14 protein-coding genes and 2 tRNA genes are annotated in these 16,603 nt (G+C 54.4%); 6 read left to right on the top strand and 10 right to left on the bottom strand.

Features of this window, described 5'->3' with window-relative positions:
- The first annotated feature begins 23 nt into the window (after positions 1–23).
- Positions 24–2,783, top strand: coding sequence for a response regulator (locus HOO88_09610; protein NOU37009.1), 2,760 nt, complete (start codon positions 24–26; stop codon positions 2,781–2,783).
- On the opposite strand, the gene HOO88_09605 is transcribed toward HOO88_09610, so the two are convergent.
- From HOO88_09605 to HOO88_09580, 6 genes are all read right to left on the bottom strand, one after another.
- Positions 2,780–3,190, bottom strand: a complete 411-nt coding sequence (locus HOO88_09605) for a 3D domain-containing protein (GenBank protein NOU37008.1) — start codon at positions 3,188–3,190, stop codon at positions 2,780–2,782. The genes HOO88_09610 and HOO88_09605 overlap by 4 nt on opposite strands.
- A 25-nt stretch (positions 3,191–3,215) precedes the next feature.
- Complete coding sequence (locus tag HOO88_09600; GenBank protein ID NOU37007.1) at positions 3,216–6,338, bottom strand: isoleucine--tRNA ligase; 3,123 nt, start codon at positions 6,336–6,338, stop codon at positions 3,216–3,218.
- Positions 6,339–6,429: 91 nt separating this feature from the next.
- A complete protein-coding gene (locus HOO88_09595; protein ID NOU37006.1) occupies positions 6,430–6,678 on the bottom strand; it encodes a GIY-YIG nuclease family protein in 249 nt (82 codons plus the stop codon).
- Between the two features lie 150 nt (positions 6,679–6,828).
- Positions 6,829–6,905, bottom strand: a tRNA-Val gene (locus tag HOO88_09590).
- Positions 6,906–6,993: 88 nt separating this feature from the next.
- A complete protein-coding gene (gene surE, locus HOO88_09585) occupies positions 6,994–7,755 on the bottom strand; it encodes a 5'/3'-nucleotidase SurE (GenBank protein ID NOU37005.1) in 762 nt (253 codons plus the stop codon).
- A gap of 48 nt (positions 7,756–7,803) precedes the next feature.
- Positions 7,804–8,193: an exosortase system-associated protein, TIGR04073 family gene (locus HOO88_09580; GenBank protein NOU37004.1), complete on the bottom strand. Its 390-nt coding sequence runs from the start codon at positions 8,191–8,193 to the stop codon at positions 7,804–7,806.
- A gap of 121 nt (positions 8,194–8,314) precedes the next feature.
- Here HOO88_09580 and dnaX point away from each other — a divergent pair, with 121 nt between their 5' ends.
- The 5 genes from dnaX to HOO88_09555 all read left to right on the top strand — a co-directional run bounded on the left by dnaX (position 8,315) and on the right by HOO88_09555 (position 11,984).
- Positions 8,315–9,904, top strand: coding sequence for a DNA polymerase III subunit gamma/tau (gene dnaX / locus HOO88_09575; protein ID NOU37003.1), 1,590 nt, complete (start codon positions 8,315–8,317; stop codon positions 9,902–9,904).
- A gap of 106 nt (positions 9,905–10,010) precedes the next feature.
- The gene (locus tag HOO88_09570) at positions 10,011–10,301 is read left to right on the top strand and encodes a YbaB/EbfC family nucleoid-associated protein (GenBank protein NOU37002.1); all 291 of its coding nucleotides are present in this window, start codon (positions 10,011–10,013) and stop codon (positions 10,299–10,301) included.
- 2 nt (positions 10,302–10,303) lie between these two features.
- Positions 10,304–10,909 (top strand): recombination protein RecR, encoded by a 606-nt coding sequence (recR, locus tag HOO88_09565; protein NOU37001.1) that lies wholly within the window; start codon positions 10,304–10,306, stop codon positions 10,907–10,909.
- Between the two features lie 84 nt (positions 10,910–10,993).
- Positions 10,994–11,068, top strand: a tRNA-Asn gene (locus HOO88_09560).
- 64 nt (positions 11,069–11,132) lie between these two features.
- A complete protein-coding gene (locus tag HOO88_09555) occupies positions 11,133–11,984 on the top strand; it encodes an alpha/beta hydrolase (GenBank protein NOU37000.1) in 852 nt (283 codons plus the stop codon).
- Positions 11,985–11,996: 12 nt separating this feature from the next.
- Here HOO88_09555 and lptD read toward each other — a convergent pair whose 3' ends face one another.
- The 4 genes from lptD to HOO88_09535 form a co-directional block, all read right to left on the bottom strand.
- Positions 11,997–15,134 carry an LPS assembly protein LptD gene (lptD, locus tag HOO88_09550; protein NOU36999.1) on the bottom strand — a complete coding sequence of 1,046 codons (3,138 nt, stop codon included), beginning with the start codon at positions 15,132–15,134 and terminating at the stop codon, positions 11,997–11,999.
- 88 nt (positions 15,135–15,222) lie between these two features.
- Entirely contained in the window at positions 15,223–15,786 is a 564-nt protein-coding gene (locus tag HOO88_09545) for a LemA family protein (protein ID NOU36998.1), read from the bottom strand.
- Positions 15,787–15,801: 15 nt separating this feature from the next.
- Complete coding sequence (locus HOO88_09540; GenBank protein ID NOU36997.1) at positions 15,802–16,509, bottom strand: hypothetical protein; 708 nt, start codon at positions 16,507–16,509, stop codon at positions 15,802–15,804.
- A gap of 14 nt (positions 16,510–16,523) precedes the next feature.
- Positions 16,524–16,603 (bottom strand): TPM domain-containing protein (locus HOO88_09535; GenBank protein NOU36996.1); only part of this gene is annotated, 80 nt, incomplete at its 5' end.

Raw genomic sequence — 16,603 nt, 5'->3', positions numbered from 1 at the left:
AAACGAGTACGTTTAGCCGCACTATGAGTAAAAGCAAGTTCCTCCGTAAAACCCAGCTTCTTAAAATGATCGGCCGAATGCCGGGAACGATCTACCAATACCGCCAGTGGAAAAACGGACGGTGCTGTTTCCCCTATTCAACTGAAGCCATTGAAGAAATATTTTTCGCCACACCCATCGAGTTGGCAAAGGACGGCTGGATCGCCTGGAGCCGGGTCTGTCCGGAATCCGTCGGATCCGTGCAGGAAGCATTCAAGAAGTCGGCTGAAGATCTCGCCAGTTTTGAAATAACATTCTGCGTCCGTTCGCCACAGAACCGTGTTCACTGGATACGAACCCATGCGATGCCGGAGCGGCTGCGCGACGGCGGTACGCTGTGGAACGGTTACATGGAAGATGTCACCAAGCAATATAAGGCCGAAGAAGAAGCCAGGCAGAAGGCTGCGCTGCTGAATGTTATTTTTGAAACCATGCCCGATCAGATTTATTACATGAACAGCGAAGCCCGCCTGCTGGGCGTCAATCCGGCCTGCTGTCACCATCATCACGACCGGACTGCCGAGGAGATGATTGGTAAAAACGCCATTGATCTTTATGGCATTGAGGTCGGCCAGAAACTGCGCGACGAGGAGTTACGGCTGATGGTTGACGGAAAGGTCATCAGAGAACATGAACAGCATGTCCAAAGTGATGGGCGTATTCGACATCTGGAATCCGTAAAGAGTCCATTGCGCAGTCCATCAGGACAATTGATCGGTCTGGCCGGTATTTCGAGAGACATTACACAACAGGTAGAACGCGAAGAGGCATTAATTCAGGCCAAAAAGGATGCGGAGCAAAGCGCCTCGGTTATTCAAGCGATCTTCGAGAACCTCGAGGATCAGTTCTACTACAAAGACCGTAATTCAAAAATTCTTGGAGGCAACCGGGCTTTGCTTAAATCCAGAGATGTTGAATCGATTAACGAGTTGATCGGAAAAACTGATATCGATATTCATCCCGCGCCGCTGGGACAGCAACTGTACGACAATGAACAGCGTCAAATGGCCGAAGGTGAAGTTACGCGCATCAGAGAACGTCACGTCCGGAAAGACGGAACGATTGAATACATTGAATCGGTCAAATGTCCGATGCGAAATGAAAAAGGCGAAGTAATCGGTCTGGCCGGCATTTCCCGCGATGTCACCAAACAGGTCGAAAACGAAAAAATCCTGATCGAAGCGCAGCAGGAAGCCGAATCGGCCAATAAAGCCAAGAGTGCTTTTCTGGCCATGATGAGTCACGAAATCCGCACCCCGATGAACGGCGTGATCGGTTCGGCCAGTCTGCTGCTCGGAACAGAACTCTCGCCGCAGCAGCAGGAGTTTGTTCATACGATCGAAGTCAGCGGTGAAAACCTCCTGACCATCATTAATGACATTCTTGATTATTCAAAGATTGAAGCCGGTAAGATCGAGTTGGAAAAAATTCCTTTTAATCTGCGTGAATGTATTGAAGATGCCTTTGATCTGTTCGTACAGCCCGCCGCAAAGAAAAACGTGGAACTGCTCTACTACGTTGGCCCGGATGTTCCCAAGATGCTGGTCGGCGATACAACCCGCCTGCGACAGATTCTGGTCAACCTCATGGGCAATGCGATCAAGTTCACGGAAAACGGAGAAGTCCATCTCAAGATCCATAACCTGACAGACGACGGGACGCGGCAGCACTGCCAGCTCCAGTTTGCCGTGCGCGACACCGGAGTCGGTATCGCCGAGGAACATAAAGACAAGCTGTTTCAGGCCTTCGAACAGGCTGACTCTTCCAGCACCCGTAAATACGGCGGAACCGGACTGGGCCTGACCATCAGCCGGAGACTGACAGAACTGATGGGCGGTAAAATCTGGTTCGAAAGTGAAGCCGGGAAAGGGTCAACGTTTTTCTTCACTGTCACACTGCCGGTTGCCTCTCACGAAAGCCACAAGGTAGAACATCTGCCGATTGAAACGCTGAGGGGAAAACGCTCACTCATCGTGGACGACAACGAAACCAACCGCTGGCTTCTCAGCGACCAGCTGGCCCAGTGGGGCATGCTCTCAGAGGCCTTCGAACACCCTGAAAAGGCGCTACAGCATCTGGCAGACGGTCACGGCTATGACGTCGCTTTGGTCGACTTTCAAATGCCCGGCATGGACGGCAGTGATCTGGCAAAGAGAATCTACCAGCTCCATCTCAAGCCGGCCCTTCCGGTAATTATTCTCAGCAGCTCCTGTGAGCATATTCCCGCCGACCCTTCAATCAGCGCACGGCTTTCCAAGCCGGTCAAGATTGGTAAACTGTGCGACCAGATATTAAAATCTCTCGCGGAGCAAAAGGCGGAATCCAGACCGAAAGTAGTCGTTGGAACACAAATTCAGCCGAAGAAAAAACGGTCTATGCGCATTCTGGTCGCGGAAGACAACCCGATCAACCAGCGGATTGCTCAACTGATGCTCCAGCAGCTCGGCTGTGAATCGGTGGTTATCGTTTCGGACGGCGAAGCGGCTCTGGCCGCCGTGATGGATGCAACGTTTGATGTGATCCTCATGGATGTGCAGATGCCGAATATGAACGGGCTGGAGGCCACCCGCCGAATTCGTGAACACACGGGTCAGTCCGACAAACCGTGGATCATCGCGCTGACGGCGGGCGTCATGCAGGAAGAACAGAAAGCTGCGGAAAGCGCCGGCATGAACCAGTTTCTGGCGAAGCCGTTGAATACGGAACAACTCGGTGCAACGCTGGACGGAATTCACTTGTCCTAACGCCAGACTTTTACCGAAACACGCCGTCGCCCCCATTCAAGAGCCTGCCGGTGTGAGTCGTAAAAAAGATCAATTCGCGTCGGGCCCTGAATAGCACTGCCGGTATCCTCTACCCGTCCGTAGCCGTAACCGGGAATATACATGACAGTGCCGAACGGATAATAGCGCCGGTCGGCGGCAATGGTTCCCTTATGCGCTTTTGTTCCCGATGCCGTGATGCCGACTTTTTTCGGTTTACCTTCACTTGGGCCGGAAGAATAAACCGTCCGCCACGGCGCCCACCAAACCCGCTCCCAGCCGCAGCACTCACCGCAGTCGCAATAGCTGGTGGTCTCAATCAACACCGTCCGCGACGGAACGCCGCGCGGCGGACGGACAGTTGCGCAACCTGTTCCAAGCAGGAGCAACGCGGCAAGAAGCAGTAATGATTGTCTATGCTTTTTCAATGGCGATGGTGCAGGCGTGCCCGTTGAGTTCAACGGGTTCACCTTCCGTTTCGACGGTTTGAACCGAAAGCGCAAGAACCTCGGACTGAATATACTCAGTGAAAGCGGCAACCGCTTCATGAACGGCGACATCGGAAAAAATCTTCAAATGGATCCGGTCCGTCACTTCAAATCCGTGCGCTTTGCGCATCTGCTGAACATTATTGACCAGCTCACGGGCCAGTCCTTCGCGAATAAGATCCTCATTCAGTTCAAGGTCAAGAGCCACAACCAGTGCGCCCTGCGCCTGCACGGCCAGACCGGCCTTCGGAGTACGTTCAACCACGATGTCTTCACCGGAAAGCTCAAACGCTTCGCCGTTAATCTGGAGTGTAATCCCCTTGCCTGCCGCAGCAATTTTAAGGTCTTCACCGGAAAGTTTCTGCACCGCCTGATTAATCTGCTGAACCTGTTTGCCGAATTTTTTACCCAGCGTCTTAAAGTTGGCCTTGGCACTGAGCGTCGCAAGACTGGTTTCGTCATCGTCAAAAAACACTTCGCGGACATTCAGTTCTTCCGCGATAATTTCCTTAAGCTCGCCGACCTGATTGAGCAGTCCGCTGTCGCGGCTGACGACGTCGAGGCGACGCAACGGCTGGCGGACTTTGGCGTCGTGATCTTTGCGGAGCTGGCGGCCCATGCTGACAACATCCATGACGATGCGCATCTGAGTTTCCAGCGCGATATCGCGCTTGGCACCGGCGGCGGTCGGAAAGTCGCAAAGGTGCACCGATTCCGGCATGTCGTCGGTGCGCAGGTTGCGGTAAATTTCTTCCGCGATGAACGGCGTGAACGGCGCGGCGATTTTACACAGTTCGATCAGTACATGATAGAGCGTGGCGTAAGCCTGCTGTTTATCGCCGTCGTCTTCACTCTTCCAGAAGCGGCGGCGCGAACGGCGAATGTACCAGTTGGTCAAATCTTCGATGAAAGCAACGAACGGACGCACCGCGCGTTGCAGGTCATAGTTGTCCATCGCCGCCGTCACTTCCTGACAGAGATTGGCCAGCGAACTTTCAATCCAGCGGTCGAGCAGGTTGACGCTCTGCCCCGGCTTGGATTTCCCGGGTTCCCATTTATCAATATTGGCGTAGGTGACGAAAAAGCTGTACGAGTTCCACAGCGGAATGAGCAGATGACGCAGCGCGTGTTTGACGCCCTCTTCGGAGAAGCGCAGTGACTCGGCTTTGACGACCGGCGAATTGATCATGTAAAGGCGAAGCGCGTCGGCGCCGTATTCATGAACAACGTGCAACGGATCGGGATAATTCTTGAGCCGCTTACTCATTTTCAGTCCGTCTTCCGCCAGCACAAGACCATTGACGACGACATTCTTAAACGCCGGTTTTTTGAAGAGCGCGGTGGAAAGCACCATTAGCGTGTAAAACCAGCCGCGGGTCTGATCGAGTCCTTCGGCGATGAAATGCGCCGGGAAGTTGGCTTCAAAATGGGCTTTGTTCTCAAATGGATAATGCTGCTGGGCATACGGCATGGCGCCGGACTCGAACCAGCAGTCGAGCACTTCTGGCGTGCGCTTGTAGGTCTGGCCGTCTTTTTTGATCAGAATGTCATCGACGAAATGTTTGTGCAGATCGGTGACTTTCTGCCCGGAAAGTTCTTCGAGTTCGGCCACCGACGAAATGCAAATCGTGTCAGACGAATCATCGACATTCACCCAGACCGGAATACAGGAACCCCAAAACCGGTTGCGGCTGATGTTCCAGTCCTTGGCATCGGCCAGCCAGTTGGCGAAGCGTTTTTCGCCGACGTATTCCGGCATCCAGTGAACCTGCGCGTTGTTCGCCAGCATTTCGTCACGCAGGTCTTCGACACGGACGTACCACGCATCAATGGCGCGGTAGATCAACGGTGTGTCGGTGCGCTCGCAGAACGGATAACTGTGCTGAATCGTGGACTGGTGAACCAGTTTCCCCTCATCCTTAAGCCGTTTGATGATGGCTTTGTCGGCGTCTTTACAGAAAACGCCTTTATAGTCCGGCACCTGCGCGGTGAATTTACAATCTTCGTCAAGCGGCTCAACCAGCGGAATTCCGGCTGCGCGGCAGATGCGGTAGTCGTCTTCGCCATAGGCCGGAGCCATGTGAACAATTCCGGTTCCGTCTTCTGTGCTGACGAATCCGTCGAGCAGAACGCGGAATGAGAGCGGGTTGTCTTTGAAATAGTTAAAGAGCGGTTCGTAGGTCAGGCCTTCCAGATCGCGGCCCTTGCACCGTTTCAGAATTTCGTACTCGGCTTCTTTTTTGTAGTAGGCACCAAGGCGCGCCTCAGCCAGCACATACACTTCGCCGCTTTCGGCATCGCGCACGGCAACGTAATCAATGTCGGCTCCGGCGCAGATCGCCAGATTGGAAGGCAACGTCCACGGCGTCGTCGTCCAGACCAGCGCGAAAGCGTTTTCGATTTCAAAGCCGTTCAGTTTGACGCGCACAGTAATGGCCGGATCCTGCACATCCTGATAGTTGCGGCCCGCCTCAAAGTTGGAGAGCGGCGTGTTGAGTTTCCAGCTGTACGGCATGATGCGGTGAGCGCGGTAAATGCGGCCCTGCTTCCAAAGCTCGGAAAACACCCACCAGATGGTTTCCATGAAATCCTTATCCATGGTCTTGTAGTCGTTTTTGAAATCGACCCAGCGGCCCATGCGGGTGACGGTCTTTTCCCACTCTTCGACATATTGGGTCACCATCGAGCGGCACTGCTCGTTAAAAACTCCAACACCCGCCTCGACGATGGCGGGCGCTCCGGCCAGGCCGAGCGCTTCCTGCGCCAGTGCTTCGATCGGCAGACCGTGACAGTCCCAGCCGAAGCGGCGTTCGACGCGATGGCCGCGCATCGTCTGGTAGCGCGGAACAATGTCCTTAATGGTTCCGGCGAGCAAGTGGCCGTAGTGCGGAAGACCGGTGGCGAACGGCGGACCGTCGTAAAAAACAAACTCGGAATTTTTCGAACGGTTTTCAACCGACTTCTTAAACGTGCCGTGCTCCTGCCAGAAGGCCAGTACGTCCTCTTCCATCTTCGCGAAATCTGTTTTGCTCGAAACCGGTTTAAACATGAATAAAACCCCTCTGAAAATTGAGGGTGCAATTTAACGGCAGGAACCGGCAAAGACAAGCCGTGCTTGCGAAAAGCCTCGTTTTTGCAGATCAGAGTCGTTTGCTTACAAAAGACCGTCCGGAATGTGTCTTTAGGTAAACCTCAAAATCGACAGCCCTCTGCTTATCGGTAAAAGCTATCGCGGTCTTAATTCGCCAAGGGCGATGTTTGGCTGTATGGGGAACCGATCCTGAGTTGTGCTTTTTGAGCCTGTTTTCCAAATCCGTGGTATAGCCGGTATAAAATGTTTCGGCTTCAGAAAGACTCTGAAGAATGTAGACATAGTAAAAAGTCGGCATGTCGTCATTATGCTCATTCGGCAACCGCAGGCAAGACTGGCGTGCCGAGGCGTAGTTTGAAGCAACTTGAAGAAAGAAGAATAGAGCCCGGCTTCGCGTACCGCTTCGCCGCGGCAGCCTTCGTTTTTTTGCGATGCTTCAAACGAAGACTGGTAGGCGCTGAGGGACTCGAACCCCCGACCCTCTCGGTGTAAACGAGATGCTCTAACCAACTGAGCTAAGCGCCCGAAATCCGCCTTCGTTCGTTCGAAAATAAAACGACGGCGTGACAAGGAAGACGCAGAGAATAATGAGATTTCCCAGCGAGTCAAACTCTCAGAACGTTTTTTCCAATGGTTGGAACGTTTTGAGGTGTTCGTAGGAAGTCAGGTCGAGGTGAATCGGGGTGATGGAGACGTAACCGTCGCTCACGGCGTGGATATCGATGTTGTCGCCTTCGTCGTGGACTTCGAGTTCGCCGTCGAGCCAGTAGTAGGTGCGTCCGCGAGGATCGAGCCGTTTATGAAATTTTTCAATAAACCGCGAACGGCCCATACGGGTGACTTTGATCCCTTTAAGCTGATCGTACGGCAGGTTGGGAATATTGACGTTGAGCAGAACATTGGGCGGCATCGGATTCGCGATGATCTTCTGTGTCAGTTCTTTGGCGACCCGTCCGGCCATTTCCCATTCCGGATCGGTATAGGTGCAGAGCGAAAAAGCGATGCCGGGAATTCCGAGAACAACCCCTTCGGTCGCCGCCGAAACCGTTCCGGAGTAAATAACGCTGATGCCGGTATTGGAACCGAGGTTGATGCCGCTCAGAATCAAGTCGGGCGGCGTATCTTTCATCACGGCGCAAACGGCCAGTTTGATGCAGTCGGCGGGAGTTCCGCCGATTCCGTAGCCGAAAAACTCGCCGTTTTTATCGACCGGCGTGCTTTTAATCGGGTCAGCCAGTGTAATGGCGTGCCCCGCCGCGCTTCGTTCGGCATCGGGCGCAATGACATGGAGTTCGCCGAATTCCTTCACCGCGCTATGCAGGGCGGCAATTCCCGGCGCGTGGATGCCGTCGTCGTTACAAATTAAAATTCTCATTAAATCAGACCTTAGACTTTAGGCGTTAGGAAACAGCAGGTTTTATTCTCACTCTGAATCCTGACTCCTGTTCCCTGACACCTTCTTTTTCTGCCAGACGAAGGCAGGATCCATGATCGGGCCGTAGGAATCGTTGACCGGTACGATGAATGTCGCGGTTTCAAATACACCGGTTGCCGTGCGGACGACGGTCATGATCGCACCGGCAGGAATACCGACCGGCAGAATAGCCCACCAGCCTTTGTCACAGCCGGAAACGATCATCTGGCGCGGAATTTCGCCCCAGCCGGTCAGAATATTGAATACTCCGCGATTCAGTTTGGAAGACATGTCCTGAACGAGCCCTTCGGCGTCAGATAGCTCGTGTCCGGCAACCACTTCGGCGCGCAAAGCGCCCGCCGCACAGAAAACAACCAGCAGTATAAATAAGAAACGCATAGTCCGCCCTCCTGATGAATGGGCTGAGGCTAGTTGAACCTCCGTACGCCGACAAGATTTTTATCAAACCCGACCATCGCAACTTGCCATTCTCAATACGGGGCGGTACTTTTTACGGCCTATGGGTTACGAAGTGTTAGCACGGAAATGGCGGCCGCAGGTTTTTGCGGATGTGGTCGGTCAAAACCACGTCACGCAAACGCTCCACAACGCCATTCAAAGCAGCCGGCTGGCGCACGCCTACCTGTTCGTCGGCCCGCGCGGAACCGGTAAGACCACCACCGCCCGCATTCTGGCCAAGGCGCTCAACTGTCAGAACCGGCAGGGCTCTGAACCGTGCAACTCCTGCGACTCCTGCAAGGAAATCATGAAAGGCAGTAGCCTCGACGTGATCGAAATCGACGGCGCGTCCAACCGCGGTATCGGCGACGTGCAGGAACTGCGCGACAATGTCCGCTACGCTCCGGTGCGCGGCCCGTTCAAAATCTACATCATCGACGAAGTGCACATGCTCACCCGCGAGGCCTTCAACGCCATTCTTAAAACACTGGAAGAGCCGCCGCCGCACGTTAAGTTTTTCTTCGCTACCACCGAGCCGCAAAAGGTGCTCACCACGATTCTGTCGCGCTGTCAGCGCTTCGACCTGCGCCGCATTTCCGTGGCCGACATTACCGCGCAACTGCAAAAAATCGGCAAAGCCGAAGGCATCAAAATCAGCGCCGACGCCCTGCTCGCCATCGCCCGCGGTGCCGAAGGCGGACTGCGCGATGCCGAAAGCGCGCTTGATCAACTGATTTCTTTCCGTGGAAAAACGATTGAAGAAGCCGACGTCCTTTCCGTTTTCGGGCTGATCAGCCGCGCTCAGCTGGAAGGGCTGGCCGACGCCATTCTGGATGGCAATATTCCCGCCATCATCGAAGCGGTCGCCGCAATTGACCAGAGCGGCAAGGATATGCAGCGCGTCGTACTCGAACTGCTCGACCAGTTCCGTAATCTGCTGATCGTGATGCACACCGGGAAAAACCCCGCCGCGTTTGACCTGCCGGAAACTCAAATTGACACACTCAAAAAACAGGCGGCGAAAAGTTCCGACGGTCGCCTGCTGCGTATTGTTGACCTGCTGATCGATGCCGACAGCCGGATGCGCTATGCCCTTTCCAAACGAACTATGCTGGAAACCGCACTCATCCGCGCCTCGCGTGCCGCGACCGTCGCCACGATTGACGAGCTGATGAAACAAGTCGCCGCACTGAAAACCATGCCGGCAACGGCCCATGCCGTTCAGGAAACTCCGGCAGACTACGACGTAAAAAAAAAGCCCACGGATGATTTAGAGCGGCTCAAAACCGCATGGATCAGTCTGATTGATCACATTTCCAAAGGCGCGCCGCAGGCCAAACACTACCTGACCGATACCGTTCCGCTGGGCGTTTCCGAAACGCACGTCACCATCGGCATTGATCCTGAATTCGCGGGCGAACGCGCCAATCTGGAAAATCCGCGCACCCTTTTGTTGATCCAGAAAACCCTGAGCTCATTTCTGAAGCGGACGGTTTCGGCTGACTTCAGCGTACTGGCCGGCAAGCCCAAACCGCTGCCGACCGATGCGCCGGCTCAAGGTTCGCCGGATAAACAGAAATATTACAGCAACCCGTCCGTACGAAGTGTGCTCGAAACCTTCAGCGGCGAGATAATTGATATTCGAGAATAATATAATATGGAGTGCGCAGGCTTGCCTGCGCTTTGTTTACCGAAGCAAGCTTCGGTTTTAAAGCGGCGGCAAGCCGCCGCAGTCCAAAAACTTAAAGGAGCCCATTATGGACATGATGAAAATGATGAAGCAGGTCGCTGAAATGAAAAAAATTCAGAAGCAGCTGGCCGGAAAAAAAGTCGAGTTTTCCAGCGCGGGCGGACAGGTGACTGTCAAGATGAGCTGTGACATGAAACCGCAGAGCGTCACCATTTCGCCGGAACTGATTCAGTCGGGCAACGTGAAGAAAATCGAAAGCGCGCTTCTGGACGCATTCCAAGGCGTGCTCAACGTCGCGCAGGCCGAAGCGGCCAAAGATATGAAGGCCCTGACAGCCGGACTGGGATTGCCGTTCTGACAATGAAACATTTCCTTCCATTGGACAATCTGATCGCGGCGCTGGAAAAACTTCCAGGTATCGGGAAACGCTCCGCAGAGCGGATGGCGTTTGCGCTGGTGCAAAACCGCGACGGATTGGCCCGGAGACTGGCCGACGCCCTGCTGGCCGCCGACGAACAGGTTGATACCTGCTCGCGGTGCGGAAGTATTACCGTTACCAAAGAAGACCCCTGCGCGCTCTGCACCGACGGCAAACGCGACAATGGTCTGCTCTGCGTGGTGGAGAGTCCCGGCGATATTATGAAGATTGAAAGCTGCAACGGCTTCACCGGACGCTACCATGTGCTGGGCGGACACCTTTCGCCCGCGCTCGGCAAAGGCGTAGGCAATCTGCGTGTGAGCGAACTGCTGACACGGCTCCAACCCGAAAATATCCAGGAAGTGCTTGTGGCTCTCGGCACCGATGTCGAAAGCGAGGCAACCGCCAGCTATCTGGCTGAACTCATCGCCAGCCGCGGCGTAAAAGTTTCACGCTTGGCGTTTGGTCTGCCGTCGGGCAGCGCCATCGAGTACACCGATTCCACCACTCTTGTTCGCGCCATTCAGGGCCGCCAGCTGCTTGGTTAGGCTCCCGAATGTTGAAAACCGGTGATTTTGCGTTTCCGTGTCTTGACTTAGCAGACGATTTCTATACTTTTGTCGCCTCTTAATTCCGGTGTGGCGCAGTGGTAGCGCAGGTGACTGTTAATCACTTGGTCGTAGGTTCGAATCCTACCACCGGAGCCACTCAAATCCTCCCTTCTTGCAATAAACTCAGGCTTCCGGCGTTCTCCGTTCAAAGGAGTTCCCTATGAAGTTCCGCCGGCTCATTCTTTTCGCGCTGTTTCTCGCCGCGCTCAACACTGAGGCGCAAAAAAATATCACCTATGCGGAAACGGCGGACGGCCCGCAGCAACTCGATCTCTATCTTCCGGCAAACGCCCAAGGTACCGTTCCTCTGATTATCTGGATTCACGGCGGAGGCTGGAAAAACGGTTCAAAAGAAAACTGCCTGCCGGTGCGGCTTGGAGTCACTGAACGCGGATACGCCGTGGCCAGCATCAACTATCGCCTGACCGGAACAGTCCCCTTCCCCGCACAGATTGAAGATTGCAAGGCGGCGGTGCGCTGGCTGCGCGTCCACGCCGGTCGGTACGGGTTAAATCCTGATCGGTTCGGCGTCTGGGGTTCATCGGCTGGCGGCCATCTGGTTGCACTGCTCGGAACCAGCGGCGATGTATCCGCTTTTGATGTCGGAAAAAATCTGGATGTTTCCAGCCGAGTACAAGCCGTCTGCGATTTTTATGGTCCTTCCGACTTTACGACCATGGGCACCGTCTCCGGATTCGAGCGGCACGCCCGTGCCGACTCACCAGAATCTGCTCTACTTGGCGGAACCGCTCAGGAAAAACCTGAGACAGCTAAGGCGGCCAGTCCGGTCACGTACGCCACACCGGATGACCCGCCCTTTCTGATCATGCATGGCGACCGCGACGGAACGGTTCCGCTGGATCAAAGCCGCCGGATGGATGCCGCATTGCGCACGGCAGGCGTGGAAAGCGAACTGATTATTCTGCCGGGCGCCGGACACGGCGGCCCGGCGTTCTCAACGCCGGAAACGACCGGAAGAGTCGCTTCATTTTTTGACCGGCATCTTAAGTAGTGCCGATCCTGCTTAGAATCCAGTGTCCATCGGCGACTGCGGGAAGGCCAGCAACCAGAACTGCACCCAGAACTGCGTTTCGTCGTATTCGTTGATCTTCAAACCAACGCCCATTCCAACACAGTCGAATTTGTGAGTGACGAGAATCTTCCGTTCGTACCATTCGTCATAGGTACGGTCATAGCTGGCGGAAAGTTCATAGGACCACTTTTCGTTCGGGAAAAGTTTGGCGCGCGGCGTAAAGAGTTCGCGGGTTCCATCCAGAAAGCGATACTCGAAGCTGTATTCGCTCTGATCATCGGTAATGTATTTCACGCGCGCATTGGCCGGGGACAGTTTGTGCGTGTACCAGTCGTATGCGAGATCGGACTGAATGAAGAAATTGTCAGTCAGGCTCAGCTCGGCATCGGCCACCAGATTACTGAAGCTCCGTTCGCCGGTCGCAGAGTCGAAGCGATATGTTGTGTACACATCGCTATCGAGGAAGTTCGCAATCCGCTTGGCTCCGCGTTTGGTTTGCAGATAGTCACGGATACCGAAACGAACCTCATTCTGCTTATCGAGCGTATCAATGGAATCAAACTGGTAGAAGTTTGTTGGATTCATTCCTGAACGGGTGCGCCAGCTGTAATCGGCATACGGTTCCGCGATATGACGCAGGCCATCGCCATAGAATCCGCTCTTTGTCGTGAGCGTCTTGTAGGTCTTGAAAGAAGTCAGCGTGCCGAGTTCGAAAAGATTGCGATAATCGGCGTTTGAGTTGCCGGTCGCATTTTCGTTGTACCAGGTTCCGCGATAACCGGCCCGCGGAATGACGTTGAAGAACTCGTCATACTGCAGCGGCAGAAAGATCTGATTATGCGTATCAAACCGGGCGCTCTGATAGTCGGCTGGCATCGGAAGGTTGGTGATCGAGTACTGCTTACCTAGATACGCGCCATTGTTTTCGCTCTGGAAAAAGAACGGCGAGTCACCGACCCGTGAACGGTACCAGTCGTAGGTCGCTTCCGGCATACGGTTAACCGTGGTGTAGAAGTCGTTCATGCGATGATCAACGCGCAGACTGGCGGCATATTTTTCGGAGGAACGCTGCAAAACCGAATAATTTTCCGGGTTGGCTTCAGTTCTATATTCCGTGTTGAAGAAATCTCTGACAATCAACGGATCGCTCAGCCAGTTTAGCTTGGTCGTCAGATAGGTTTCGTCGTCGAGCTGTTCGCGGTCGGTCAGTTTCACCCGATACCGCTGCGAATCAATCAGGCTTTGGTAGGATGACAAATCATGGCTGTTCTTCGGATCTTTATCATCAATGTAATACGTTTCGACCTGTCCGCCGCCGAGCGGTGTTTTCCACGCAAAGTCCTGCCCTAAACCCAGGCCACGTTTGGAATAAACATCGAAGTGCGTTTTTGCTGTGAGCCAATCAGTCGGGTGAACCGTGGCACGAACCTTGATGAAGGCTCCGAAGTTTCCACCGTAACCGACAACTGTATTGATCACACCGGAAGCAAGATCCCGCTCAAAGTACGGAGTGTAGAAGACCGGAACCGGTCCGATGTAGAACGTTACATGCTTGGCTTTAATAAATGCGCTCTTGGTCTTCTCGTTGGTGATAACCCGCACCTGCTTCGCCTTGATGTAAACCGACGGATCGTCGCCGGAACAGGTGGTGATCATGGCATTGACCAGAAGGAATTCGTTACTGGAAATCCGCTGGGTTTTTTCGGCGGTAATATAGGCCGGTTCAAAATACATCGAAGATTTACCGAAGGTTCCTTCGCGGGTCTTGTAGTTATAGACCAGCTCCTGACCTTCCCAGCGGTTTCCATCGCGAATCATCAGAATGTTGCCGCTGGCCTTAATCTCGCCGGTTTTTGAATTCACCGTCACATGATCAGCCTGCAGACTGGCTCCGGTCTGCTGAACCGCCACATTGCCGTCACCAATCAGCAGGTCGCCGGAATACTCCATCCGGTCTGCTGTAACCTCGATCGCGTTTTCATCCGTTACGGTACGCTCTGGAAGCGGCTTACGTTCGGTATGTGCGACACTTCCGGAAGAAACACTGCCCGCAACGCCCGCAACGGCAGCGGTTCCGCCGCCACCGGATTCGCCTGCCGTGTCGGCCACCGGAAGAATCGGCGCCTTCGAGCCGTCGGCCAGCATGACGTCGCCGCTTGGAAAAAGAACGCGCAGACGCGCCGCTGATTTTGCGGCGTACTGAGTTTCGCCGAACTGCGCAACCACTTTTCGATAGTAGATGGCGGCAGACTCATTCTGCGGCGGACGCGGCACGCGTTCGTAGAAGCGGCCGACCTCGTAATTATATTCTGCGGACAAATCACGCAACTCAGCGGTAAAATCTTTCGCTTCGGCGATGTGCTGCGAGTTGGTGTAAAGCTCAGGAAACAGTCCGGCTGAAAGTTGCGCCTGCTCACGGATATCCACGCTGTACGGCTTGGACTCGACCAGTTCCTTAAAACTTCCGATCTTTGCAACAGCGGCCTTTTCGGCGAACGGGCTGTCTGGATAGCGGTACTCGACGGTTGAATAAGCGACGACAGCCAGTTCCTGATCGTTGTTCTTCTGATAGGCCTGACCGATCATGTATTGCATCTCAGGCGCACGTTCCCATTGCGGCGCGTTCTGGATGATGGACTCGAAAAGCGGAACGGCCCGCTCCGGTGCGCGGTAGCCGCCGAAGAGCCAGCGCATCCGCTTGCGTTCCATCTCATTGGTCGCCAGTTTGTACTGACGATCAAGAATGTCGTCATAATCTTTGATGCTGGTGTAGTACTGCTGAATCAGTTCTTCGTAGGCCGTGAACGCTTTTTTGTTTTTGCCCTGTTCAAAATAGACTTCCGCCGCCGACTGCTTGGCGATCGCCGCTTCCGCGCTGTCCGGCCAGCGCTTCACGAGAATTTCAAACTGCTTCCTCGCACTGCGGAGATGCCCCTTTTCTTTCAGCGACTGAGCATAGCTCAAGTGCTCCTGCACCGTTGCCGGTTTATAGGCGAACGGATTGAGGTAAAAATAATTTCCTGTGCGGGTTTCCTTATACGGCATAGCGGTCGAACAGCCGGTTGCGGAAAGCAGCACAAAGACGGCCAGAAAGCCCGCGATAGAAGCGCAGTTCTGTTTTAAATTCATATGCGCCAGAGAGTACGGAAGCCCTACCGCCTTGGCAAGAGCGAAGCCGCGGTTTCCAAAGTCCGGAAAACCGCGGCTGGCCGGGGCCTTAAAATTCAACGCGCGGCACAACGGCGGATTCCGGCGCGGATTCAAACGGTGTACGCCGGGCAAATCCGAACATCCCGGCCCAGACCGAGCCGGGGAACCGGCGGATCGACGTATTGTACGTCTGCACGGTTTCGTTGTAGCGGCGACGTTCCACCGAAATCCGGTTTTCCGTGCCAGCCAGTTCGTCCTGCAACGCCAAAAAGTTCTGATTGGCTTTAAGCTGAGGATACTGTTCCGCCACCACCAGCAGACGGCTGAGCGCGCTCTGCATTTCACCGGCGGTTTTCATCTTTTCGTCCGGTGTGGAAGCCATGCCCCACTGACTGCGTAGACGAGTGACTTCGGTCAGAAGTCCTTTTTCGTGGGCAGCGTAGCCTTTCACCGTATTGATCAGATTCGGAATCAGATCAAAGCGGCGCTGCAGAACCGTTTCGACATTCGCCCACTGCGCCGTCACGGCTTCATCCTGCGAAACAAAACGGTTTTTCGATCCGATGGCTGATCCGCCGATCATCACAACCACCAGCAAAATAATTCCGAGTGCAATCCATACCTTCTTCATCGTCATCCTCCGTTGTTAAATCTGATCCACCGCATCAACGACCGCTTCAATTGATTTCAGATACTCTTCGAAGAGCCGTCCGGCGTCTACTTTTTTTATTTTCAGCGCGCCGGTTTTTAGACCGTGAATCTGCCGGAACGTTTCGAGTTCAACCGGAACATGGCAGTTCAGTTTTTCCAGTGCCTGAAATTTTTCCGCCGGAACACCATTTTCATAAAGCCGCAGGGCGGCACGGAAAAGCGTTAGCACACCGGACAGCGAACCGGTCAGCAGTACCGCCAAACGGCGCGGACTTCCGCTGACGGAAAGGTAGCTGCGGCTGAGTTGAATCAGCGCGGAGCGCAGTTCGTGTTCAACCTGCAACCGCAAATTCGCCGTGCCGGGATGAATTCCGGCGATCACATCGTCACCGAAAAGAACTTTGCGGGAATCGCGCATATCGAGCAGTTCAATCGGAAATACATCGGCGGCTTCCGTCAGCCGTTTGCGTGTAAACAAAAGCGGCGTCGGATTACCGGCCCGCTCCCAGATGGCAACCGGTTTGGACAGCTGGCGAAGAACCGCCGGAGAAAGATCGTTCAGCGCAACCAGCAGATTATAATCCGAGCCTTTCGCCGCATAATCGCCCGCCGCGGCGGAACCGTAAAGCACCACGGCTTGCAGATTGTCGCCGCAAACGGTTTTTAATTTTTCAGTGAACTGTTCCGGACTCATCTTTTTCATAAACAAATCTCCTCCTACCAGCCGCGCGACGCGCCGCCGCCGCCAGACATTCCGCCACCGAAGCCGCCAAATCCGCCGCCGCCGCCACCAAACC

It is taken from the genome of Kiritimatiellaceae bacterium, from assembly GCA_013141415.1.
Taxonomy (GTDB): Bacteria; Verrucomicrobiota; Kiritimatiellia; order Kiritimatiellales; family Tichowtungiaceae; genus Tichowtungia.
This window is presented reverse-complemented; position numbering and strand designations above follow the sequence as displayed.

What these genes read in the sequence shown, in the direction of transcription:
- HOO88_09540 (NOU36997.1), bottom strand. Translation starts at nt 16,509, where the DNA reads ATGAAAAAGATGAGTCCGGAACAGTTCACTGAAAAATTAAAAACCGTT.
- lptD (NOU36999.1), bottom strand. Translation starts at nt 15,134, where the DNA reads ATGAATTTAAAACAGAACTGCGCTTCTATCGCGGGCTTTCTGGCCGTC.
- HOO88_09570 (NOU37002.1), top strand. Translation starts at nt 10,011, where the DNA reads ATGGACATGATGAAAATGATGAAGCAGGTCGCTGAAATGAAAAAAATT.
- dnaX (NOU37003.1), top strand. Translation starts at nt 8,315, where the DNA reads ATGGGTTACGAAGTGTTAGCACGGAAATGGCGGCCGCAGGTTTTTGCG.
- surE (NOU37005.1), bottom strand. Translation starts at nt 7,755, where the DNA reads ATGAGAATTTTAATTTGTAACGACGACGGCATCCACGCGCCGGGAATT.
- HOO88_09610 (NOU37009.1), top strand. Translation starts at nt 24, where the DNA reads ATGAGTAAAAGCAAGTTCCTCCGTAAAACCCAGCTTCTTAAAATGATC.
- recR (NOU37001.1), top strand. Translation starts at nt 10,304, where the DNA reads ATGAAACATTTCCTTCCATTGGACAATCTGATCGCGGCGCTGGAAAAA.
- HOO88_09600 (NOU37007.1), bottom strand. Translation starts at nt 6,338, where the DNA reads ATGTTTAAACCGGTTTCGAGCAAAACAGATTTCGCGAAGATGGAAGAG.
- HOO88_09555 (NOU37000.1), top strand. Translation starts at nt 11,133, where the DNA reads ATGAAGTTCCGCCGGCTCATTCTTTTCGCGCTGTTTCTCGCCGCGCTC.
- HOO88_09580 (NOU37004.1), bottom strand. Translation starts at nt 8,193, where the DNA reads ATGCGTTTCTTATTTATACTGCTGGTTGTTTTCTGTGCGGCGGGCGCT.
- HOO88_09545 (NOU36998.1), bottom strand. Translation starts at nt 15,786, where the DNA reads ATGAAGAAGGTATGGATTGCACTCGGAATTATTTTGCTGGTGGTTGTG.
- HOO88_09595 (NOU37006.1), bottom strand. Translation starts at nt 6,678, where the DNA reads ATGCCGACTTTTTACTATGTCTACATTCTTCAGAGTCTTTCTGAAGCC.